This is a genomic window from uncultured Microscilla sp. (genome assembly GCF_947493425.1).
In the GTDB taxonomy this organism is placed as follows: Bacteria; Bacteroidota; Bacteroidia; order Cytophagales; family Microscillaceae; genus Microscilla.
In genome coordinates, this window is record NZ_CANLRP010000123.1 from 1 (window position 1) to 25,575 (window position 25,575).

Below are 25,575 nucleotides of genomic sequence, written 5' to 3' on the forward strand. Positions count from 1 at the left end.
ATATAGGGCTATTTTATCTATAGTTCAACCAACTCAAAAAAAACGCCTCCTGTGTTGGTCTTAAGGCTTCAGTCCGACCAACACAATGCACATTCTTCACTATCGGTACGCGGGCTCTTGGTCTTTAGGTTGCTTGTGGAGACACAAGCAACGGCGGTGGAGTTCAAACTTAAGGGTGGTTTTTTATCAGGTAGGCTGTTCAAAATTAAAAAAAGTGCCCCTTTATTCAATATAGGGCTATTTTATCTATAGTTCAACCAACTCAAAAAAAACGCCTCCTGTGTTGGTCTTAAGGCTTCAGTCCGATCAACACGATGCACATTCTTCGCTATCGGTACGCGGGCTCTTGGTCTTTAGGTTGCTTGTGGAGACACAAGCAACGGTGGTGGAGTTCAAACTTAAGGGTGGTTTTTAGGTGAGCTTAGTTTGATATTTTAGTGCCAAGTTTAGAGTAAAAACGTGGGGAAGAAATTACTCCCTCTTGGTTGCTGGTGAAGACACCAGCAACCAAGAGGGATTCATCATTGGGCAACTTACCCGACAAGTGCGACTAAATACTTTGAGGGATGCCCAATGGTTAAACAAATGTATTTTTTAAGATTTTTAAAATTATGGGAAAAGGAAAACCAACTGGAACACAACTCGCAAGACGCGAAAGAAGAGGAGAACAAGATCCACATGCTCAATTCTCTAGGATTGAAACAAAAGCTGAAAAACGGGAAAAGAAACAAAAGATAGACGCTGATGCCAGAGAGAATTTACAAAGGCTACAACAGGAGAGGGTCGCCTCTCAAGAAACGAAAGGACGGGATGAAACAAGAAGAGAAGAATTGTTGGACAGGCGGGGGTTGGGGCGGCTTGAATCTCGTAAAAAACGAGAAATAGAAGAGTTGGAATCTTCTTCTGGTGGACAGGAAAAGTTAGAAGTCAAAGACAGGGAGCGAATAAGAAAAGAAGAGAAAAGGGAGCGAGACGAGCTTGATGAGCTAAGAAAAAAAAATGAATTAGCAGCTCTACAGAGAGAAGAAAATGGAATGTTTGATCAAGTAAATGCACTTGTGATTGAAATTTTGACAGGTGATGGTGATGAAGTATCCAAACAAAAAGCTATCGACCAAGCATATAATGAGGTATTTAAGGAGTTTCATAAACGTGAGTTTGATAGAGCTTGGCGTAGACAACAATGGGATGAAGTAAGTAAGGCTCAATTTAAGAATGGAGTGGATAAAGAACAAGATATTCAAGAGTTCATAGACTACCTAAATAATCCAAAAAGCAACTTTTCTCTTGATGGGCGTTCGAAGCAAGGTAGGAAGTTTAAAACAAATAGTTGGGACATAATGCAGGAGTTGATAAACGCCCGAGTGATACAAAATCAGACTGGAATCCAATTCTTTCCTGGCGGCAAAGGTCATCCTTTGTTGAGCGAAAGCACCCCTGATTACTTTCTCATTAACCCTTTTACATCAGAGTACATAGGCATTGGGGATGTGGTATCCTCGAAAAATGGTGAGACTCAAGATATTCTGAATAAAGTTGCAGAAAAAGTCAGAAAATATACAAACGATGCGCCCAACAATCCACCTAAAATTTCTGTAGTTGTTAATTTACCTATTAGAAAAGATGACGAGGAAATAGAAGCTTTAAAGCAAGCTATCAGAGATCAAAAGATCAATACGAAAAAAGGGGAAACAAAACCAGCCCAAGTATTTCTAGTATCAGGCAATCAGGTAGAGGTTGTCGATTTTCAGAGCGAAGGTGCTGAAGGTTCATCTCCTCCAGCTACTGAAGAAGCCTAATGGTATTGTTTGGAGCTTATTGCTGCACAAAAAACAACCACCCATCCACCATGTACCCCTCCATACATGGTGGATTTTTTTGGTCAGATGAGGGGAGATTTGACCACTTACGCCAAAAAAACGACCACTTATACCACCTTTTTGGATATTACTTGTAGGGTCGTTAAACTTATCGGTGGTTTTAGGCTATGCCAACAAATTCAATTTTAACATTTAAAAAAAACAAACATGAAAACAGTCATCCACACGCTTGTCTTTGGGCGAGTCGTTCATCCGTTTGCCTACCCCGCAAGGGGGAAAACTATGTAACATCATAACCACTTTGCGACTACTGCCTGCTATTGCTAAATATATTACACTACATCATCAACAATCTATATAAGACATGATACAGCTAGCAATTTGCCAGATAATCGCAGATAAAAGGAGCCACTGGTTCCTTGGGTTTATTCACCAATCATAATCAATAGTCGAAAAAAACATTGAACCACAAGGCAAATATTACTAAGTAAAACGGAAAAAATAAGATGCTCCAACTTTGGTGTAATATCTTGTAGTCAGGCGATTGAAAAAACCGAGGCTACAGTTTTTACTGTGCCGAGCTCTGCGAAGCTAATCTTTGCATAGCCGAAGCTATGGACATATTTTTTCAAGAAGCATGACGCTAAGAGGTTAGCCAAATGGACGTAGGTTATTTTTGTAGTTTTACTAAAGCATAGACCACAAGGTATAAAAAAAGCACTCCGCGTTTTGCAGAGTGCCTTGACTTAGTCAAAGTTTTTTTTAACCTTTCCAAGCACAATTATTATCATCGCCTGACTTGGGCTCTTGCTCGCCATCGCCAGGGTATGCCAAAGCTGGAGGAGGATCGCCTGGAGGAGGGTCACCACTTCCACAGCAAATTCCTCCCTTCACGTATAACATTTCTTCGGTACGAATGGTGCTTGTCTTGAAAGACTCAAATCGTTTTTTCTTCTTTTGATTTAACATAATTAAATAAAAGGTTAATAATGAATTAGAAAAAAATTATGGAACCCTGCAAAACGAATATTTATATTATTATCTGGAGTATTTTATTGGGCACCTTGGTAACACCGCAAGCCCAAAATCTTGATTACAGTTTTTATGCCTCCAAAGCCAAGCAATTGCACGTGAGTCAGCCCGATAGTGCGCTGCATTATGCCCAAAAGGGGCTAAACCTTGCCCATACCAAGGCGCGCAAAGCTTATTTGTATTACTTGATGGGCTATATGGCAAAAAACAACCAACAGCTCAACCAAGCAGTGGCTTATTACAAGCAATGCCTGGAGCATGCCGATGTTGCCTACCAAAAAAAGGTGTATACCTCGCTTGCTAATATTTACTTAGAAAAACGCAAGTATCACTTGGCTAAATCTACCCTTGACTTGCTCTTGACCTATACACTAAGCAATGATGACAAATTGCACGTGTATAATGTAAAGGCGAACATACTCAGGAACACCAATAAATTTGAGGCTGCTGGGCAGTATTATGACAAGGCTTTGAAGTTAAAGTTTGAAAAAATAAGCCAACTTTATAAAAACCAGATTGCTGGTATTTTTTGGGACTATGCCCAAATGTATTTTGTATGGAGTGAATATTTGAAAGAGCGTGGAACAGTCGCTCAAGTACAGGAGAAATTGCGTAAAGCCGTTGATTTGCATCGGCAAGCCATTGAGATTAGGAAACAAAATGAGCCTAAAAAAATGACGAGTGCGATTGCCAACAGCTATGCAAAGTTAGCAAATATTTATGATTTACAAAAAAGTCCCGAAAAAGCCTTACGCTATGTAGACAGTAGTTTGGCAATCCAACACAAGCATTTGCCCACCCAGATGGAGGCTTTGAGCTACAAGGCAACTATTTTGCAACAGCTACGCCAACACGCCGAAGCTTATACCTATTATAAAAAGGCAGACAGCTTGCTTGCGATGGTTAACCAAAACCCTGAGTTACTAAGGCAAGACAAGGCGTTTTTTGCCCGCTTTGGCAATACCCTCAAGCATCGGTACGAGCGGCTTGCCAAAAGTGGCATAGACCAAGGGCAAGCTTTGCAAAACCGCATGGACTGCCTGACTATGTTGGCGGCTATAGGGGTTATTGGGCTAGTGCTGTTGTTTTGGTTGGTGTTGAGGTACCAACTAAAGCGCTACCGCCAAAGGGCTGCTCACCACAAAGCCAAGGCAAGCCAAAAGCTCGACGCCCAAAAGGTGCGTTTTCAGACCCATTTGCATACGCTTGAACACACCAAGAACGAGCTGCAAGAAGAAAAACACCTATTGGAAGACAACTTGATGAGGCTCGACGCCCACCAGCAAATAGAACTGATGGCAGAGCTTGCCAAAGCCGAAATGCGGGTGTCTACTTTGTATGAGATAGAAGACTCGCTGAACCGACACGACGATGCGCCCCGTTGGATACAGGCAATGGTAGAGCGCAAGCTCAAGGAGCTGAGGGGTTGCGACGAGCTCATGACCCACATTGCCACGGCTTATCCTTATTTTGCTGCCAACTTGATGCGCGAAATAGAGCAACGCCAGATAGTGATTACCCAACCTAAGCACTTGCGTTTGATTTTTTTGCTGGTGGCAAAAAAGCATGGCGTTGACAACGATTTTATTGTAAAGCTGTTGGGCTACACCAAGGCGGGCATCAAGAGCGCGAAGAACATATTGGCGCAAAAATTTGGCTACACGAGCACGGTAGAGTTTGAGGAGTTTCTGATGAAACTGACCGAAATTAAACCAGTCTCTAAGGGTTTGATGATCACGAAAAGCCCGAAAAAAGCCTCCTAGCCAAAAAAACTTTGGTAAAAACCCCGATAAAAACCTCGGGGTTTTACTGATATTTGCTTTCCCAAAAAATCACCCCTTCCTTTGCTTGCGAACTCTGACGGAGGCGTAATATTTAAAACATGGAGTATGCAGTATTTAGTCCATAGTCGATAGCTTCTACAAGTTGTTGGCTTTAGCTTGTATTGTGTGAACAGATGCTTTCATCATTTGGTGGACGTGTCAACAAAAAAAAGCCAGAGGTTTGCAGACCTTTGGCTTCTTATTACTGAAAATGTAATCAAGTGTATTTAATGATTGGATTGGAACCCCGATTTTAAAAACACTTTAGAGTGATTTGAAAAGCAAACCTATCAAAATGAAAGAGCAGTATTGCAGTACTTGCTTCATCATAGGGTATTGCTTGACAGCCCGCAAGTTAATTGTTTTTTGCGAAAGCGCACCAAATCTCTTCTTTTTCAAGGATAAGTTTTTCCTGCTGTGGTTGGGCAATGCTCGGTCACAGCACGGGTCTGCTATGCCCACAGCCTGCTAAAGTATGGGGCAATTCATTGACTAACAACCATTATTTTAAAATAACAGAAGAGAAAATGATTAATACATTGATTAACCTGAGAAAGAAAGCGACTGCTCCCACGCAATCGCTGTTGAGCATAGATACTGAAGCCAGTGTTTTGGATAAGTTGCTACATGGCAAAATGCTGGAAACTACCCAGCTAGAACTTGCCCAAAGCGAAATAAGCCGCCGCTATGAGGTAGCTACCCGACAATTGGCAAAGTCGCTGGACCGCCAAGACGAAGCCAGCCAGCGCGCCAAATACTGGATAAACCTGGGTACCCAGCTGACCTACCGCCATTTTAGAGAGCTATTGGGTAGCCGCAACCTGGTATGGGCCAAGTTAAGCACTGAAGATAAACTATATGCCTGCCTGAAAGAAACCATTGAGTTTGACCACGAAGCAGCACAGATTATAAAATTTGCCTCAAGAGTATATATGTACTCTTTGCCTTTTGCCGAAGGCATTCAAGAAGCCACGCGCCATTTGTTGCCTTTGTTTAACAACTTGGTGCATGCTGTAAACAACGAGGGAACGCTAGAGCTAGAGGAGCTGCGCCAGCGCCGAGGGAAGTATGAAGAGGCGGAGGGGGCAGGTAATGACCTTGTTGACTAAACCCCATACAATACACTTGCAATATTGCCACCTGCGCAAGCTACGCCACAAAACACAGAGGTAGGGCTTGTTCAATGGTAATTGCTTCAAGAACAATAGTTATGACTCAAGAAAATCAACACTCGAAAATACAAGTGCAGTCGTTGGACTTGCCCAAAGGAGGGGGGGCTATAGAAGGCATCAGCGAGAAGTTTGCCGCTGATGGGTTTACTGGCACCTCCAGCCTGTCGTTGCCTGTATATGCCAGTCCTTGCCGCGATTTTGCCCCCCAGCTCAACTTGGGCTATAGTTCGGGCAATGGCAATGGTTGTTTTGGCATGGGCTGGGGCTCTGTGGTTGCTGGCATTGCCCGCAAAACGTCTAAAGGATTGCCCCAGTACAACAACACCGACACCTTTGTATACGGGGGGCAAGACCTGGTGCCCCTTGATGGCAAAAAACGTGAAGCCACGCTCAATGGGCTTACCTACTCGGTGCAAGAATATTATTTGCGCACCGAGGGCAGCTTTGCGCTGATAGAGCAATGGCAACCTGCCAGTGGTCAAGAAACCCAAGCAGTACATTCTTTTTGGAAAATTACTTACCCCGACCACACCATCAGCATTTTTGGTAAGCGTTTGGAAGCCACCATTGCCGATACTTCTGATGCCACAAAGGTCAAAATATTTGAATGGCTGCCCGAGGAAAGTTACAATGCCAAAGGCGACCACCAATTGTTTTTTTACAAGACCGAAAACAGCGAAAATGTACCCGCTCAGGCGACATATGAGCAGCATCGAAGCCTTGCTGCCCAAAAATACTTGCAATTTGTAAGGTATGGCTACAAAGAATCGGTGGCAGACTCCATGATTTTGACCAATCACGCGGCAGTAAACACTCCCGCCGACTGGCACTTTGAGCTGGTGTTTGACTACGGTGAATATGACCTCACGGGCATAATGACAGACGTGAACACCAACCCTTATGCTCCTGTGCAGGCTTGGGCTTATCGCCCCGACCCTTTTTCTATGTACCGGGCGGGTTTTGAAGTACGCACTTTGCGCAGGTGTTTGGGCACTATGTGTTTTCACCGCTTTGCCCATGAGTTGGGCACTTCGGAACCAGTGCTGGTGAAGGCTACCCAATACCAGTACCAAGCCGATGCGCTGACCAAGTTGAGCCATTTGGTAGAAGTAACCGAAACGGGTTTTGCCTATGATGCCACGCATGAGGTGTATGACTACAAGGCATTGCCTCCGCTGGAACTCCACTACCAGGAGTTTACCCCAGCTACTGGAAGCTTTACCGAAATTTTGGGCGAAGATGGCTGCCCCTTGCCGGGTATGAGCAATGCCCCTTACCAATTTGTAGACCTGCACAGCGAAGGCATTGCGGGTATTTTGTACGAAGCCAACCACGGGGCTTATTACCAAGCCCCTGTCTTGACGCCTGCTTCGGGCAATCAAACCAGCTACGACCCGCAAGGCACCGACTTGCAAGTGCCTGCGGCGCGCCATCAATTATCTTATGCGGCGCCTCAGCCAGTAGACTCTTTTCCTTTGACCAACCTCAACGAAGCGGGAGTAGCTTTGCGCAATATAACGGGTACGGGAAAACTAGACCTGGTGATTGTTTCAGAAGCTCTCAAGGGTTTTTATGAAGCCAATTGCAGCGATGGCTGGCAGGCTTACCAAAGTTTTGACGGAGTGCCGACAGACTATGCCCAGGCTTTTCAGGAGTTTGGCGACTTGACGGGCAAAGGGCTTGCCGACCTGATGTGGCTCGACGGCAACCAAGTAAGGGTATATCCATCGACTAAAGCGCAGGGATTTGCCAATGCTTATTTTGCCGACAATGCGGGCAATGATTTGCCTCCCAAATTTGAGAAATCAGGGCAGGAGTTTACTACCCTCATGGACATTTCGGGCAGTGGTACGCCTGACGTGGTGCGGGTACGCCAAAACGAAATTTGCTACTGGCCGAGCTTGGGGTATGGGCGGTTTGGGCAAAAAATTACTATGAGTAATTGCCCTGATTTGGGCGACGACTTCGACACCAGTCGCTTGCACTTTGCCGACTTGGATGGTTCGGGCAGCAAAGACCTGCTCTATGTGCAAAGCGACCGTTTGGTGTATTACCTTAACCAAAGCGGTAATGCCTGGGCCGCCGCGGAGGAACTGGCATTGCCCACTGGCTTGCAGTTTTCGGACATGGACCATATCAGTTTTGCCGATTTGTTTGCCCGTGGTACCACCAGTTTGGTGTTGAGTAAGTCGCAGGATTTTCCTCACCCAAGCCATTGGTACTATGATTTTGGGCAACAACAAAAGCCCTACTTATTGCACAAAGTGGTCAATAACATGGGTGCCGAAACCGAGATAAGTTACCGAAGTTCGGTAGACTATTATTTGCAAGACAAAGCTGCCGATCTGCCCTGGATTACTTGTTTGCCTTTTCCCGTGCAGGTGGTGGCAGAAGTGACTCACCACGATTTGATCTCGAAAGTAACCGTCAAAGAACAACATGCCTATCATCATGGCTATTACGACGGCGAAGAACAAGAATTTAAGGGTTTTGGGCGGGTAGATAGCCAAAATGCCGAAACCATCGAAGACTTTGATGCGGGGCTAAGTCTGGAAGCAAAAGCCTTGCATACCCCGCCTGCTTTTACCAAAACCTGGCACCATACGGGGGCTTATAGCCACACCGAAGAAGATTTGCTGAAGCAATACGAAAGCAAAGAATACTGGAAGGGCGACCCTCAGGCATTGGCAATGCCCGATACCGATTTTGTGTTTTTGGACAATGCTGACCCCGACAACGCTGACCTTGACAAGGAGTTGATTCGTCAGGCGCATGTGTCTATTGCGGGCGCTGTGATGCGTACCGAAGTATATGGCAAAGACGGCACCCAATGGCAGCCAAACCCCTACAGCGTGCAACAAACCCGCATGCGGGTAAAAGAACTGCAACCAGTGGGTAGCCACAAATACGCGGTATTTTTTACCCACAGTCTCGAAACAATGGCTTGCAACTACGAGCGCAACCCCCACGACCCACACTGCACCCACGAAATGGTGTTGGAGCTGGATGAGTACGGCGCGGTATTGCAAAACTGTAGCATTGCGTACGGGCGCAGGGCAATACCTACCGAACAAAAAACGGCAGAGGGCAAACTTTTGTACAGCATTGCCGACCAAACCTCGGCGCAGCAAAGCCAAATACGCTTTACTTATGAGCAACATACCTTTGCCCACCAAACCAGTACCGACAACTTTTTGCTATCGGTGCCTATAGAGAGCAAAACCTACGAGGTGACCAACCTGCCTACTAAAGCAGGTAATTATTTTACCCTGGAGGAGGTGTACAATGCCGCCACCAAGCAACCAAAGTTTGCTGGGCAAAGCGCAGATTTGCAACATAGAGAACGCCATTATTATTTTGATGCTGCCGAAGAGAAAGAGTTAGCATTTAACCACATTGCCTTGCCCTTGTTGCCTTGCCGCGTGGCACAGGTTGACTTCTTGGAGGAGCAATTGCCCAATGCTGCCATCAAAACTGAGCTAGACCACTCGGCATCGGGCTATGTGTATGACGCGGTAAGCAAGTGTTATTGGAATCCGGGCAACTTTCAGGGCTATGGGGGCGCGGCTGGGTTTTATTTGCCCGCCTATGTATACGATGCTTTGCGTTATGAGGGCTGGCAAACCAACGACCCCCACAAAACCACCTACGGCTACGATCCTTATCACCTGCTAAAGGTGCAAGTAACCGACCCGTTGGAAAATGTGGTGCAGGCAGAAACGGTTGACTATCGCTTTTTGCACCCCACCAAAATGAAGGATGCCAACGACAACGTCTCCGAAGTACGGCTCGACCCGCTGGGCATGGTGGTGGTGAGCACCCACTACGGCGCTGAAGGCAATGAAACTATAGGGTTTGACGATTTGAGCTTGTACAACCCACAAAGCGAACCCGCCAGCATAGCCGAGGTGTTGAACAATGCCACCCGCTATTTGCAAAATGCGGCTACCTTTTTTTGGTACGATGTGCTGGCGTGGCAAAACGGACAACAACCTGTGTGCACGGTGCATTTGAACGCCAAAGAATATACCCACCAGCGCAATGCGGGACAACAACCACAGGCTATTGCGCAAATGGTGCATTACAGCGATGGTTTTGGGCGCACCCTACAGGCAAAGGCGCTGAACAACCAACCCGATACTATTTGCCGGGAATGGGATGCTGACAGCGGCATAGTAACTGTAGCTTCGGCAAATAGCCAGTGGATGACTACTGGTGCCACCCGCTACAACAACAAGGGCAAGGCGATTAAAAAGTATGAGCCGTTTTTCTCTAATACTTTTGCCTACCTCGATGTGGAGGCGTTGAACAAAACTGGGGTATCTAGTGTGTTGTATTACGATGCCTTGGGACGCAACCTAGCCACCCTGAGCCCTGCCACCGCGGGCGATGGCAGCAACAACGTAACCCATTACCTCACCAAGCCCTTGTTTGGCTATTTGCAGGCGGGCACACCAGACGCGCCGCAGGGCTACCTTGCCGACTTGCTGTACAAGGGCTTACCGGGCAAGTTGGTGCCTTCGCCCTGGAACGCGCTGCAATTTGATGCCAACGATGCGGTAGCAGCTTCGCCCTATTATGCCACGCTTACGCCAGCGGCTCAGGCCCAACTGGAGTATGCCATAAACACGCCTCACCTGGCGTATCACGATAGCCTGGGCAAGGTGGTGCAAACCGAGCAGATCAATGTGCCTAAAGAAGAGGAACGCAATGCCAATTATACCCAGCGCGACATCAGGGGCAATGCCCTCACCGAAACCGACCAGCGCTTGTTTGGGGCAACTCCGGCAGGGCATAACTTTAGCCATGTCTATAGCCTGACCAACCAGACAATATACACGGTGTCGGTAGATGCAGGCACCAGCCAGGCGTTGACCAATGTGGTGGGCAAGCCTTTTTATGCCCTGAATAGCCGAGGATTTGTTAACCGCATAGCGTATGACGTGCTGCACCGCCCTACGACGACCACAGTGCAGGGCGGCGATGCCAATTTGAGCTATGCCCACCCCATTACCACGGTGAAGGCTTGGTATGCCGACACCAAGGGCAAGGATGCCAACCAACTGGCAAACCTGAAAAAGTGGAACCTGTTGGGGCAAGCCGTTGCCACCCTCGACCAGTCGGGGCTGAGTGCCAGTCCTTTTTATGGGATTGACCAGCAAGCACTCGCAAATTTGCAAATACTGACCGAAGACTACCAACGCCGCCCCGACTGGAGCAGTAGTAGTTTTGACTCGATAGTGGCAGATGTGAACGCAGGACGCTGGGTGCCTAACCAAATACAACAGCTGGACACTGGCAGCATCACTGGGCTGGAAACTGAGCGTTTTACCACGTTTAGCGTCCACAATGCCGCAGGCGAGCTCACCCAAAGTATTGACCCAGACGGTAACGTCCAAGTGATGACTTATTACTTGACGGGGCAACTGGCAAGCACCCAAACCCTTTACCAGGATACGGATGATGCCTACAAAGCAGCGGTGTCGTTTGCCGATATGCGTTACAATGCGCGGGGGCAACAAACCCAAACCACGGCAGGCAATGGAGTGCATACGGAGCACCTGTACGAGCCTACTACTTTTCGCTTGCTTCGGGTAAAATCGGTGCGCCACAGCGACAATAAAGTATTGCAAGACTTGGGCTACACCTACGACCCCGTGGGCAATGTAACCGCGGTAAGCCGCCACCACGTAAACACGACTTACTTTAACGGGCAAGCTGTAAGCCCCGACAGTGCCTACACCCACGACAGCCTTTATCGTTTGATAGAAGCCACGGGGCGCGAACACACGGGCAGGTTCAAGGGTTTTCAGGAAGGGCTGTTTGGACGTTCGGGCAGTAGCTACCAACCCTTGAGCCAACCGCTGAGCAATGGCAATGCGTTACAACGCTACACCGAAAAGTACCAGTACGACGCGGGGGGCAACCTGAGCCAATGCCAACACATGGGCACGGCGGCGGGCAGTAGTTACACCCGTACTTTTGGTATAAAAACGGGCAGCAACCAACTTGCCCACAGCCAGTTGGGGAGCGACAGCTATGCCTATACCGAAGATGCTCACGGCAACTTGCTTACCCTGGAGGGCACTCAGGGCATTGCCTGGAACGAGCGCAACAATATAGACAGTGTGGTGTTGGTAAAACGAAACAACGGCGCGCCCAACGACCAAGAATATTACCAGTACAACGCCCACGGGCAACGTACCCGCAAGGTGTTTGAGCAACGGCACGACGGTAACCAAACCTGGATAGACGAGGCGATTTATTTAGGGGGCTACGAAATACGCCGCCGAAAAAACCGCAGTTCTACGGGCAACCTTACCCCGCTGGAAGACTACCGGGTGGTAAAACAAGCGGGGGCAATTTGGCGCTACCAGGCGGGGCAAAAAGCTTCGACCGACCCTGCCTTGGCGCAGCAACGCTACCAACTGCAAGACCACCTGAACTCTAGCACGCTGGAGGCAGACCACCAAGGGAAAATCATTACTTATGAAGAGTACTTGCCCTACGGAGGCACGGCGCTGATGGCGGCTGAAAACGCGACCGAGGCAAAGACCAAATATTACCGCTATAGCTTCAAAGAACGCGACCAAACCACGGGCTTGTATTACTATGGCATGCGCTATTACTGCACTTGGCTGGGCCGCTGGCTCTGCCCCGACCCGGCGGGCACGGTAGACGGCTTAAATCTCTACGCTTTTGTAAGTGGCAACCCCGTGACTTTGGTGGATGTGGGGGGGATGATGCCTTTTAATTTTTCCGATTGGCAGGCTAACGCTCACGTTGATGAACCAGATAGTCTGGAAGCACCTACACATGAAGCTCAAACTCAGTCACAAGTATTAGAGGAACATACTATTGCTAATGAAGATAGAGCAAGAACCAGAAAAGAAGAATATTACTGGAGAGAGAATCGTTCTTGTTGGGCTGTTGCATTGGCAGTTATATATAATTATTACAATAGCGATGATTCTGGGCACAAAGCCTCAGTGGGTGATATAAAAGAAGATAACGGTGTTGATATACAAAATAAAAAACCAGGAAAACCGTTAGACTTTCTTCGTAAAAAGGGTCTACTGGGAGATGAAGTACAAAAAACACCCAATACAATGAGCCCTCAGGGGTTTTATGCGGAAATGCTTTCTGAGGTGCAAAATAATAGACCAGTGTTGCTGCATCTTAAAAATCATTTTCTGGTTGTTACTGGGGTGCAAAAAACCGATGACGATCAAAATCCCTACAGAGTGTTAGCAGTAGAGGCAATAGGAGGAGATGGAGAAGGTAAACAGCATACTTGGGAAGTATGGGGTAGATCATTCGAAGGGAAATTTGAGTTGAACCCACTGACGAATGAACTTGGACCTCATGAATTAAAGGGATACTACAAAACAAAAAAAGCAGGCGGGTCTCTAAAAATCAAGCTTTTTAAAGATTTATCACCAGAAGAAAAAACTCGAAGGGTGGCTGCATTTAATAGTAAAAACAAAAGTAAAGGATGGGAGGCCACTGTATCTAAAACTAAAAAGGTTCCAGAAGGAAAGGCTACTTTTTTTCTCAATTCTGGGCAAAAGTAACCCTCCTCAGGTCTAAGCCCAGCAAAGCGCAACCTAGACCTAAATATAAGGGCAAGCCCCGATAAACCAAGGATGTACCATTTTCAACTTGGCTCGTTTTGCAAAAACGACATTTGTAAACGAGTCAGGTAGATTTTAAAAAGCTTGACGTATTTTAAAACCATACAAACCCATTTCAAAACCAATCTTCGGGCAACGGTGATTGTTGCCTGAGGCATTGAAATGTTCCTTAGTAGATTTTTTTCTCAAAAATGCGAAAAAACAAAAAGGCGCGCAGGTGCCCTGGGCTACCTATGCCTTTTGCGAAACAAAATTGAATATTTAAACCATCAACATAATGAATGATTTTTTATTAAGTATACCGTTAGACAAGCTTGCTGACGGTAAAGTAACGGGGGTACACCAAGACGGTACCCCACTAGAAGCCGCTACCGTAGGCAGTGGGGTTGCTGAAGCACGCGACCCCATTGTGGGCAATTGCCTCCAGTTTGATGGCAGCCCCCAGGGGTTCATTGACCTGGGCAACGTGGGCAACCTACAGGAAGTGCCCATGAGTTTTTCGTTTTGGTTTAACCCTGACCGGTTTACCGACAGGCAAATTTTACTGGATAAGCCCAATATATACGCGGTGAGTCTGGTACAAGCCAGGCTCGACTATGCCGTCAGCCCTCCTTGGTTTTGGCAAATGTCTGATGACGAAACCTCGATAGGCAAATGGCATCAGGTGGTACTCACCTCTGACACCACCACCATCAAAGTCTACCTCAATGGCAAAGAAGTAGATAGCAAGGCGCATAATGGTTCGGTACCCGGTTCGGTGCCTGCTCATCCTCAATTGGTGCTTGGGGGGCGTCTTTCTGGCAATGCCTCTGGTGTTAATTTTCAGGGCAAAATGAAAGGTCTGAAGCTATACGATCGGGTGCTCTCGGCAGATGCCATTGCCGATGGTTACGACGGGGGGCAACGCTTGTATTTGGTAGCCGATGCCGATTCGGGCGCGCCCCAAGACCACTCAGTACACCAACATGCCATGACTGCCTCAGGCACGGTTACCCGTCAGGAAGACGAATTGTGGGGCAATGCTTTGGGGTTTGCGGGCAACGCCGACGATTACATAGACTTGGGCAACGCCGATACTTTGCAAATTGCGGGAGACCAAACGATGAGCTTTTTTATAAAGCCTATGGAGTTGGGCACCGCACAAAGCCTTTATACCAACGCCCTCAACGAAGGAACAGAAGCCATTACGTTGGATGAAAACGGTTACCTGACTTACAACCTGACATCTACTAATGGCAATGCCAGCTTTACCGAAACTTTGAAAACCGACCGCCCCTTGGTGGCCCATCATTGGAACCACGTGGCTTTGGTGCGTGACTTTAGCCACCAAACCCTCAGTTGGAGACTCAATGGAGTAGCCGAAGGACAAAGCCCACTGGCAGGCAATGCCGCCGTAGCAAGCACCCAAGCCGCCTGGCTAGGCAAAGGGAGCGAGGCTAATTTTGTGGGGCAATTGTTGCATTTTCGCCTACATGCCAAAGCTTTGACCGAAGCAGCCATTGCCGATGCCATGCACATCGACTCAGTAAGTGCCCTTGATAGTGGTGTGTTTGCCATATTGGCAAAAAGCAACCAGGCCTTGATTGCGAACTATGGCTCATTGGTCAACTTTCTTAAGGGGTTTGATTTTAGCAATGTCGATGCTTTTGCGGCATTGGAAGGCATACCAGAAAACTTTGTGAGTGCTGAAGAATTTATGGCGGTACAGCGTTTGTTACGTCTGACCGCTGGAGTTACTTCGTTCTCGTTGTGGTCGGCTTTTCAGATGTTATTGCTGGGCGAAGAGGAGCTTGCTTCAGGGGTTCAAATCGCTTCTTTGGGCAAGGCGCAGTTTATTAAAGACTACCGAAGGGCTTTTATGCCTGGCAAGCATTCTGCCGAAACCCAGGCTAATTTGGTATACCAGTCGGCAATGGTGCGAAAATCTAAGGCGCTGCATACATTCAAAGCGCTCAAACAACATACAGAACCTCATTATGCCAGCAGCCGGGTAAATAATTTTTCGCAGGCTACCCAGAATGCCTTACAGGACGCTTTCCCAACGCCTGCTGTGCCTGAAAACTTACCTCCTGATGAGCCTTTGGTGGCTGATGAGCCAATGGCAGACAGCATTCCCGAGCGGGCATCTTTGGAGGAGAGCCCAGCAAGCACTCATGATAGCGAGTTTGTTGCCAATCAAGATGGGTTGCCCAACTTTGGGGAGTTATTTGGAAATACCAGTTTTTGCGAATGTGACGATTGCAGTTCGGCATTATCGCCTGCAGCCTATTTTGCCGACCTCATGCATGTCACCGAAAAATACGTAAAAGCAGTGCCTTCTCATGGACTTTTGGTTGACTTACCCTTGCATGGCAATCTGGTGGTGAGGAACGATGAACAATTATCGTTTGACTTTTCTGCACCCAACATTTCAAAATATTACCTAAGTAACCACTTAGGGGTGGACTCATCTGCTTTTCTTACTCGCTATGACTATTTGCAAAGCCAGCAAATCATTCACAAAGGAGAATATTTCACCTTTGCCATGTGGGTTTATAATGAGTATGATCAAACCATTCCCCATAGTGATATGAGGTTGATTGAGTCAAAAGAAGACGGCTTCCGATGGGCAATATCTACGAGCACCAATAAGCCAATAATTATACATAATGGAACAGAAGCTGCTGCTGAGCAATCTATCAACCCATTTAGTTGGGTACATGTAGCAGTAACCGTAAAATCTGTAGCTATAGGGCAAAATGAGGTTACCTTTTATGTCAATGGAGAGTCGGCAGGTAGTAGCATAATAAACACCAATCTTACAGATAGTCGCCTCCTGATTGGTTATGGCGAGGGTGACAACTATGCTCAGGTCATATCTGATGTACTTATTTATGACCGTGCTTTAAGTACCTCCGAAATACAGGAGTTATACAACCCAGTAAACCGTTTGCTGACACGCCGTCCTGATTTAGCGTCTTTGCCTCTGAGCTGTGAAAATACCCATCAGGAAATATCAAAACTGGAAGTTGTAAATCAGGTACTTGAGCAACAGGTGGCAGATGCGCCAAAGTTTGTAGATGGTGCTTTTAATACCAAGGTAGCAAGCCAGTTGTTGTTTGACCTGCCCCATGCCAAAATCAAGGCAATTTTGGAAGACAATGGGTTGGATTGGCTTAAGTTGCAAAAAAGCTTGTATCCCCAACGCTTGGTAAGTGGTCAGGAAGCCCTGAATATTCTGGGGATTGACAGCCGCCTTTGGCAAGCCATATCGACCGTAGAAACAAGCCCTCTGCTTGTTGCCAGGTATTATGAGTTGTTCATATCCGACGTGGACTCTTTGCTTGTGGAAAAGCTAAGCGACATACCTACTTTTTTACAACAAACAGGCTTGTCTTATCAGGAACTGGAGGAACTCATAGAAGGAGACCTTAGCCCAGAAGAATACTTTAGAAAAGGAAGTTTTTTTATCAATAGTCGAAACTGGGGAATGCCTTTTGGAATTCTAGCCATTGACAGAACCAACAATCGGCTGGAAAATCTAACAGTTGGGCACCTGGACAATATTCACCGCTTCATAAAGCTAGCAAAAGTTTTGAGTTTCTCTTTTGTTGAGCTGGACTGGGCTTTGCAGGCTTCATTCGGTGCATTTGGAGTGGCAGATTTGAAGCAGTTGATGCCTTACTTGTTATGGATGAAAGAGCTCCGAGATAAGCAGGGGGCAACAGTGAACGACGCTGCGGCTTTTATTTACCTGATGAAAGACTTTGGCAACAAAGCAGGCAAAAATACCGATTTTTTCTCTCAGGTATTCAAGAGTGCCCAAGTACCGTCCATTCAGGTGGCTGACCAACAGGTTTATGCAGATAACAATGGGGCTTATGATTTGGTGTGGAACATTGGAGCCAATGATGAACAATCTCAGCAAATACAAGCTTCTTTGGCAGCAGCTTTGAGAACCAGTCATGAAGACCTCATCAAGGCGGCAGGCGTGGTTGCTCGTGGCTCCTCAATGGATTTGAACCGTGGTTACTTGACCCAACTTTATAGCTTGTTCAGGCTGGCAACCTTATTTGGGGTTTCGCTGGATGATTTACTCTTGTTACGTGCCTTGTCACGCAATTTAGCTTTTAGCCCAGCCGAAGCACAATACCATGCTTGGCCTAGCTTTAACTCCTTTTTGACCTTTTGGGAAACCAAACTTCAGCCAATCGCCGAGTGGCTAAAAAGCGCAGGTATTTCAATCAATGAGCTTTCCTACCTACTTTGGGGAGCCGAAGGCAATACTGCATCTAATAATCATCACCTGAAAAAAGCAAGTGCTCAAAATTTCTTAAAGGATTTGCAGGAACACATAAAACCCGTTTTGTTTACCAGGACAACACTGGCAAAAATTACGGATAGTATAGCATTGGATGTTGCCATAAAAGATGTTATCTGGGATGATTTGGCGGATGAAATCGAGTTTGGAAAACCTAAATATTTTGATGAAACTGGTTTGATTCTCAAAGAAAGCTTCACTTATGAGGAAGTGAAATTTACGTTGGGTAAGGGCAACACAGGAGCTTTACCCAATGAGTATGATGCCAGCATAGATCAATTGACTAAGGTGGTGGCAGCATCTCTAGGACACTATTATCAACTACAGCAAAAACCATTTTCTCACTTATTGGGAGGTTTGTTTGCCGTGTCAGAGCAAAGCGTATCCTGGTTGGCAAGGTTGGTTATGCTTGAGGCAAACCTTGCTAGTTTTAATCGGGAGTGGCGTTACATTGCTGACCTTACACCAGTACATTTGCTCCAAGAATTATATGCAGCAGTAGGTAAAGCCGATAATGATGCTTTCCAAACAGCCTTTGAACGTTTACAAACAATGGAGCGGCTTGCTGCGGTGGCAAACTTGTTTGCGCTTACACCTGAGGTTCTCAAAACCATTGTAGAACATCCTGAAAGTTTCAATATTTCTACACATGTAAGTGGTGCGCGGCTTTTTACCTGGGAAGACCTACGAACCTTTGGGCGTTATGGGCAAGTGAGTAAACACCTGCAAGACAGCGAACACGCCTTGGTGAAGTATTTACAAAACCCTCCCAACAGCAGCGAAGCACCCCAAAAGTTATCGGCTATCTTGGGAATAAACTCTCCAAAAATAGAAAGTTACCTTGCCTTGGATATGGCTGGCAGAGGTAGTAATGCAAATAGTTTTGGGTGGTTATACAACCTGATTCATGACTTCGTTTTGGCAGATAAACTGTCTATATCGGCAGAGGTACTGGACAAACTTGTGGGGCTTTTGGGCGTGGAGACTACCCGCGAAAACCGCCACTTGGTCTCTAACTTGCTATGGTCAGGCATACAGGAAAAGTACAAAGAACAGCCAGAGACACTGGCAAAGCTCACCAACCGAATGAATGAAGAGAAGCGAGATGCGTTGGTGCCTTTTGTTATCCACTACCTGAATCATTTTCATAATCCGTCTTTAGGGCTGCAAAATGAACGAGCTCTTTACGAATACCTTCTGATAGACGTGGAAGTAGAAGGAGAGGTGCCTACCTCTCTTGTAAAGGATGCTATTTCTACAGTACAGCTTTATCTTTATCGGGTATTAAACCACTTGGAAGCCGCCGCAAGCGCAGATAATGAATTGTATGAATTGTGGGAGTGGATGAAGCACTACCGTACTTGGCAAGCGAACCGAGAGGTATTTATGTATCCTGAAAACTACCTCGAACCAGAGCTAAGAAAGGATAAAACCCCTCAGTTTGTGGCGTTGGAGAACGCCCTGCAGCAGGGCAATATTGCCGACCCAACAACGGTAGAGGCTGCTTTTAAGGACTACATGAATGGTTTTGTGGAAGTAGCTACGCTGGACATTGTGGGGAGCAATACGCACGTGTATGACGTTGCCGATCGTCCTGAGCTTGCTTCTAAGAGGGATTTGTGTCTGATAGGACAAACCAAAAGTGACCCTGCTAAGTATTACTATCGGGTAGCTTCGTTTGAACACTTTAAGCAAGAAGAGCAACCAGTAGTAGAGTGGAAGCATTGGCTGACTATAGAGACTCATTTAAAGCCAGCAGGCAAGGTTTCGCCAATTTTTGCTTTTGGCAAGTGGTTTATTTTTTGGGTAGAAATTAAGCAAAGCTCCAGCACTGGTGGCAGTGACTCCAAGAAGGGGTATGAAGCAACAATCCATTGTAGTTATCAGGAACATAATCTTAATTGGGTAGCCCCCCATCAATTGGGCGACCCCATTGAAATTGTATCAGCAGGTGATCAGGCAATAAGCAAAGCGGAGATTTTGCAAGATTCTAAATATACCGATGTGATTTTGTATGGCAGTGCGTCCGAAATTGATGTACATTATAATGACACATGGTATGAAGTAAACGCCAGCCTTAAGATCAAACCATCGGCACTTGGGCAAAACCTGCAGGAAGCAGCCAGGAACATTACTGTAGCCATAGATAGAATGCACAATGCAACTGCCAGTGCTTGTCATGAACTATACAGAACTCCTCTTAAGTGGCGCAAAAAAGTTCTTTTCTTTGAATTTGAGTACGATGATGTGATTGGGTTCATGGCTACCGTTGCCAATGCTGCTGAGTTTGCCGAATACGTTGCCAACGATTCACTGGTGAAGGTAAATGAAGCATACAATGCAATTATTGAGGCTATTCAAAATCCAAATGCAAAATTTCAGGTAGATACTGATAGGCTCAGGGTACTTGCTGAGCAAGCCAAAAATCTTACTCAGCAAACAAAGGATGCTGCCGCCAAGGCAAGATCAGAAACCATAAAACTTCAGGGCATTGTTCGAAACCATATTGATGTAGAAAGTTTGTTGTTTGATGATAATTATGATGACCTTATTGAGGCAAACTTTAGACTTTTACTTGACGGTTATTTTAGGGATTCTTGGAATAAGTCCAATGGGGCGAGAGATGTGGCGCTACAGGTCAAAAATGCAGTGCATACCTTTAGCTATAAAAAGGATTGGGTAGTAATGCCAATGAATGGTGCCTATGTGCTATTGACAGATATTCATCCTTCGAATCCTCTTAAATTGACGACTACCATTGAGGTAGTCTCGGTTTTAAGTAATCATCTTTTTGAGGGAGGTATTCCGAAGTTGCTGTCTTTGGATACTCAAAAAATCAACGAACCAGCGTATACATATCAGAACGATGCCAAAGGATATGCAGTTGGTGGCTTGGACTTTTTTGGCGCCACGGGGGTTTATTATTGGGAGGTGTTTTTCCATGCCCCTTTGCTGATTTCTAAAAAATTGGCGAGTCAAAAGCAATTTGATGCCGCCCAAAAATGGCTAAAATATATTTTTGACCCAAGTGTGCCCAAGGAACAATGGGATTTGTTGCCACACGAAAACCCTAAAGATAAGTACTGGAGATTTTTGGGGCTACGAACCAGCCACAATCATACTCTACAGGCAGAACTTAGCCATTCCTGGCAACAAGAAATTGTAGAAGATTTTAGTAATCCTCAACAATTGCAGGTATACCATGACGATCCTTTTGATCCACATGCCATTGCCCGACTTCGCCCCATTGCCTACCAAAAAGCAGTGGTCATGCATTACATTGATAACCTGATACAGTGGGGAGACAATTTGTTTAGGGAGTACAGCATTGAATCTATTCAAGAAGCTACCATGTTGTATGTAGAGGCCTATGATATATTGGGTAATAAACCACGGGATAAAGGAAAATGTACCGAATCTATAGCTCCTACCTTGAATGATATTCAGCAAGGAAATATATCTAGTGGTTTACTGACCCAGTTTATGGTAGTATTGGAGCAAAAGCAAGGAACCATTAATACCAGCTCAGTACCAGATGTTCATCACAGTTCTATAGATGGCGGTTATTTCTGTTTGCCTGAAAATGAGCAGTTTATGGCTTATTGGAATACAGTAGAGCAGCGTGTGTATAACATTCGCCACGCGCTCAACATTGATGGAGTACCACAGAAATTAGAACTTTTCCAACCACCCATTAACCCTCTGGAGTTGGTAAAGGCAGTGGCACAAGGTGGAAGCCTACAAGAAGCATTGACAGGCTTGAGTGTAGCGTTTCCTTACTATCGTTTTGAGTACCTTGCCTCCAAAGCCAAAGAAGCCGCCCAAATGGTGGTGCAACTGGGGCAGTCGCTGTTGGCAGTGCTTGAGAAAAACGATGCCGAGGGGCTTTCGTTGCTGAGCAACACCCACCAACAAAATATTTTGTCGCTGACGGAGGTGTCTCGTCAAGAACAAATAGACCAGGCAGGGCAAAGTTTGGAGGCATTACAGGCAAACTTGCAAAGTGCCACCAATCGTTTGAACCATTACACTTCATTGATCAATGGTGGATTGTCTGCTGGTGAAATATCACAAATAACGCTGGAAAGCACTTCATTGGTTACTCAGGCAGCGGCAGAAGTTGTTATTGGAGTAAGTGCCTTTGTCTATGAAATTCCTACGATCTTTGGTTTTGCTGACGGTGGGTCACACCCTGGTCGTGGTGTAGAAGCTGGTGCTCGTGCTTTGCAGGCAGCAACAGGCATTACACAAACCTCGGCTGGATTGGCAGGAATGATAGCAGGCTTTGACCGCCGAAGCGAAGACTGGAACCTCCAGCAAACCTTGGCACAAGATGAAATTGATCAGATAAACGCGCAAATAGAAGCGGCACAAACCCAGCAACGCATAGCGCAGCAAGAATTGGTGATTTTGCAGAAAAACCTGGAGCAGGAGCAAAAGGTAGAAACCTTTATGAAGTCTAAGTTTACCAACCAGCAGCTTTACCAGTGGATGATTGGCAAGGCTTCGGCCTTGTATTTCCAGGCGTATCAGTTGGCGTATGAGCTTTGCACCACCGCCCAAAAAGCGTTGCAGTTTGAACTGGGCAGCAACCAAAGCTACATCCAGCCAGGTTACTGGAACAACCTCTACCACGGGTTGATGTCGGGCGAGGGGCTACAACTTGCCTTGCAACGCATGGAAAATGCTTACACCAAACAGCACAAGCGTAAGTTTGAGATTATAAAGCATGTGGCTCTTAAGGATTTAATGCCCAAGGGGAACAACACCCCAGAAGCAACCACAAGCGCATTAGAAGTTTTGAAGAGCAACGGAGAGGTAACCTTTGAACTGACCAAAGACGACTTTGACAAGGATTATAGAAATCATACTTTCCGTCAAATCAAGAGCGTGTCTCTGTCGTTCCCAGCGGTGTTGGGGGCTTACCAAACCGTCCATGCTACTTTGACCCAACAGAGCAATACTTTGCATTTGCCCGATGGTAGTAAGGCTACCGATTATCGAGCCAATCAACAAATGGCTTTGTCGCAAGGCTTGAACGATACGGGTATGTTTGAGGTCAACTTTAACGATCCTCGTTACCTACCTTTTGAAGGTACCGGAGCAGCATCTACTTGGAAACTGGAAGTTCCTGTCGATACTAATCCAGCATTGCAACAAAACGGCTCAGGAAAGTTGGATAAGCTGACCGATGTAATTGTAACCATTCGTTATACGGCTTTACCAGGGGGTGGCTCTGCTCCAGAATAACCATTTTAATTAAGTGACAAACTTTTGTTCATAACAAAGCTTACCAAAACCCGACATGCGTTCATGTCGGGTTTTATTTGCTATGTTGTTTTATCAATAATCCACAGCATTCAGCCGACGGTCGACAGCCGTTGCGTGAACTATTGTTTATTGAACCAACTATGTTTACAACCAAATCATATTCTTTTACACTATCAACACATTTAATATCATGGGAAAAAAACTAGAAAACCTGGGGAGGTTGTCTTTTGCGGGCACCTTTGCCTTGTTGCTGTTTGCCATCATTATTTTACTGTTGTTTATCTCAGTACCTCAGGCAAACAAAGAAATTATTACGGCGACTATTCCGCGCCTCATCGAGCTGGAGAGCTTGATGATTGCGTTTTTCTTTGCCAGGAATACCGCCCAGCCACCCACAAAACCACCTGACGTGGCGAGTACCCCCAAGCTCAAATAGCCTGGGGTAAAATAAGTGATTGTGCTGCCTTGCCAGGCAAATACTATCCAGCATTATTTGAAATCCTGTTTTTTAGTCCAAAAAACAGGAGGAACAAGTAGTCATACTTAAAACGATTTGTTTTAGTCGTAATGCTGGTACCTGGCGAGGCATGCTTTTTTGCTTGAGCCACCGATTTAGAGAACCACCCATGGCAAGGTATCCTTGTCAAATATTTATCAAAAAATATTATTTAAATATTGACTTTGCTGCGATGCTACCATAACATTTTTTTTATATTATATTTAAAACATCATTCCAACACCAGGAATACCTTACTTTAACTAAAACAAAACCAATGCAAGTAACCCAATCTTATGCCCGCCCCAGTTCTTCGCAGGTAGACTCGGAGGGGATGAAGTTCAACTTTTCGGCCGAAATGTCCCGCAAGCCAGTGTCTATCAATGCAGTCATCAAAAACAGTTTGGCGTATGCCCGCCTCATGCTTGCCCTGCGAGAGGTAGTCAAAGGCGATTGGCGCCCCGCCCAAAAAGACCATACCGCTTACCAGGAGTGGGTAGCAGAACGCTACCTCGAAGAGTTGCCCCAACACCTAAAAGGGGTAGAAGCCAAAAAAGTGAAAAAGCTGGAAGAGCGCGAAAAGCTCAAGGCCAAAAAAACTGCTCTTCGCAAAGAAATAAGTAAAACCCAAAGCGTGGTATACAAAGCCCGCCGTCAGTACTATGATTGGCTCTATAAGCATGACCGTGACAAGTGGATGGTGCTCGACCCAGTAATAAGCGTGCACCCCGATGCGGTTATTTTTGAAGCCTTCTCGTTGGACGAGTCAAGTTATGGACGTATTTCGGTGCCTTCTAAACTATTGGAAACTATAGGAGACACAGACTACGGCACTACCAACATAGACTTTAGCCAAGCGCTTGCCGATGAGATTTACCGGGTACGAAGCTACCGCCCGGCGTGGCTCAAAGTAGCCTTCGAGAAAGTAGAGCTTGCTACTTCGGCGGGGGGCACAGTAGAGAAAAAAATTGATTTGCCCGAAAGCTGGGTACGTGGTTTTTTGCAGGTACAGTCGGCATCTACGCTCGACGGTATTATGGTGACGCTTCACTCGCAAACGGTTGCCAAAATTTTATTGGAGCTGGAACGCAAGAAAGAAAGAGAAAGCCCTCGTTCGCTTCGGTTTATGCTCAAAAAAGGCGAAAAAACAAAAATTATAATTGACCCTTGGGGCGTCGAGGTAGAAGATACCCATGTATATAATGGTAGCCACGAAGGAGAAGTACGTTTGTGGGGGCGTCGTCGTTTGTTTGTGCTTAAGGAGCTTCTTCCTTATTCCGACAAGGTAGAGGTAAAACTATTGGGTACAGGTATGCCTTCTTATTGGACAGTAGAAATGGATGGGCACCGCTTTGACTTGGGTTTGTCGGGTTGGACTTCGAACGACTGGGCAAAAAAAGGAAATTTTGATTTGCTGGCGTCCACCGGAAATACCAAAAATATTGACATTAAAAAAGTAGAACAGGTATTGATTCAAAAACTAGCCACTACCCCTCAAGAGGTGGCAGACCTTATGGGCATAGACCGTAGCAACGCTACTTTTGCTCTACAAGAACTTGCCAAAAACGGGCAGGCAATGTATGACCACCTCACGGGCACTTACCGCTGGCGTCAATTGCTACAGCAAGACATTAAACTTACTGAAAACGAGGAAGACGAACGTTTGAAATACGCGGTTTCGCTGGTAAAAGATGGCAATGTAGAAATTATGCGTTCTGAGCGATTAGACGGTGGCTTGACCGAATACAGGGTGGGCGTACAGGGCAAAAACTTTTACAAACCTACCATTCATTTAGACCTGGATGGACGCATCAAATATGCTGAATGTGGCTGTAGTTTTTTCCGTCGCAACAAACTGCGCCAGGGACCTTGTGCCCACATTATGGCAAGTGTGATTGCTATTTCGAAGAATGCTTAAAAGTAGCAAGGTATGAGCCACAAGCTACAAGCTGTGCGTGCCTAATATAGGTTGACCATTCAAAGTCAACAAACAATGTCATTAAAGAAAAATAAAACTAAAAAAAGTC

At 46.1% G+C, this 25,575-nt stretch carries 8 protein-coding genes; 7 read left to right on the top strand and 1 reads right to left on the bottom strand.

All coding sequences use genetic code 11. From position 1 onward, the window contains the following. The first annotated feature begins 611 nt into the window (after window positions 1–611). Window positions 612–1,799, top strand: coding sequence for a hypothetical protein (locus tag Q0954_RS24100; protein WP_299461282.1), 1,188 nt, complete (start codon window positions 612–614; stop codon window positions 1,797–1,799). Window positions 1,800–2,582: 783 nt separating this feature from the next. On the opposite strand, the gene Q0954_RS24105 is transcribed toward Q0954_RS24100, so the two are convergent. Continuing rightward, window positions 2,583–2,789 (bottom strand): hypothetical protein, encoded by a 207-nt coding sequence (locus Q0954_RS24105; protein ID WP_299461284.1) that lies wholly within the window; start codon window positions 2,787–2,789, stop codon window positions 2,583–2,585. 38 nt (window positions 2,790–2,827) lie between these two features. Here Q0954_RS24105 and Q0954_RS24110 point away from each other — a divergent pair, with 38 nt between their 5' ends. The 6 genes from Q0954_RS24110 (at window position 2,828) to Q0954_RS24135 (ending at window position 25,466) form a co-directional block, all read left to right on the top strand. Next, window positions 2,828–4,615, top strand: a complete 1,788-nt coding sequence (locus tag Q0954_RS24110) for a hypothetical protein (protein ID WP_299461286.1) — start codon at window positions 2,828–2,830, stop codon at window positions 4,613–4,615. Window positions 4,616–5,202: 587 nt separating this feature from the next. Continuing rightward, on the top strand, window positions 5,203–5,784 hold the full coding sequence (locus Q0954_RS24115) for a hypothetical protein (protein WP_299461288.1): 582 nt from the start codon (window positions 5,203–5,205) through the stop codon (window positions 5,782–5,784). A gap of 101 nt (window positions 5,785–5,885) precedes the next feature. Then, a complete protein-coding gene (locus Q0954_RS24120) occupies window positions 5,886–13,421 on the top strand; it encodes a SpvB/TcaC N-terminal domain-containing protein (protein WP_299461290.1) in 7,536 nt (2,511 codons plus the stop codon). Window positions 13,422–13,758: 337 nt separating this feature from the next. Further along, window positions 13,759–23,031: a LamG-like jellyroll fold domain-containing protein gene (locus Q0954_RS24125; protein WP_299461292.1), complete on the top strand. Its 9,273-nt coding sequence runs from the start codon at window positions 13,759–13,761 to the stop codon at window positions 23,029–23,031. 211 nt (window positions 23,032–23,242) lie between these two features. Beyond that, on the top strand, window positions 23,243–23,488 hold the full coding sequence (locus Q0954_RS24130) for a hypothetical protein (protein ID WP_299461294.1): 246 nt from the start codon (window positions 23,243–23,245) through the stop codon (window positions 23,486–23,488). Window positions 23,489–23,825: 337 nt separating this feature from the next. After that, on the top strand, window positions 23,826–25,466 hold the full coding sequence (locus Q0954_RS24135) for a hypothetical protein (protein WP_299461295.1): 1,641 nt from the start codon (window positions 23,826–23,828) through the stop codon (window positions 25,464–25,466). Window positions 25,467–25,575: the final 109 nt, after the last annotated feature.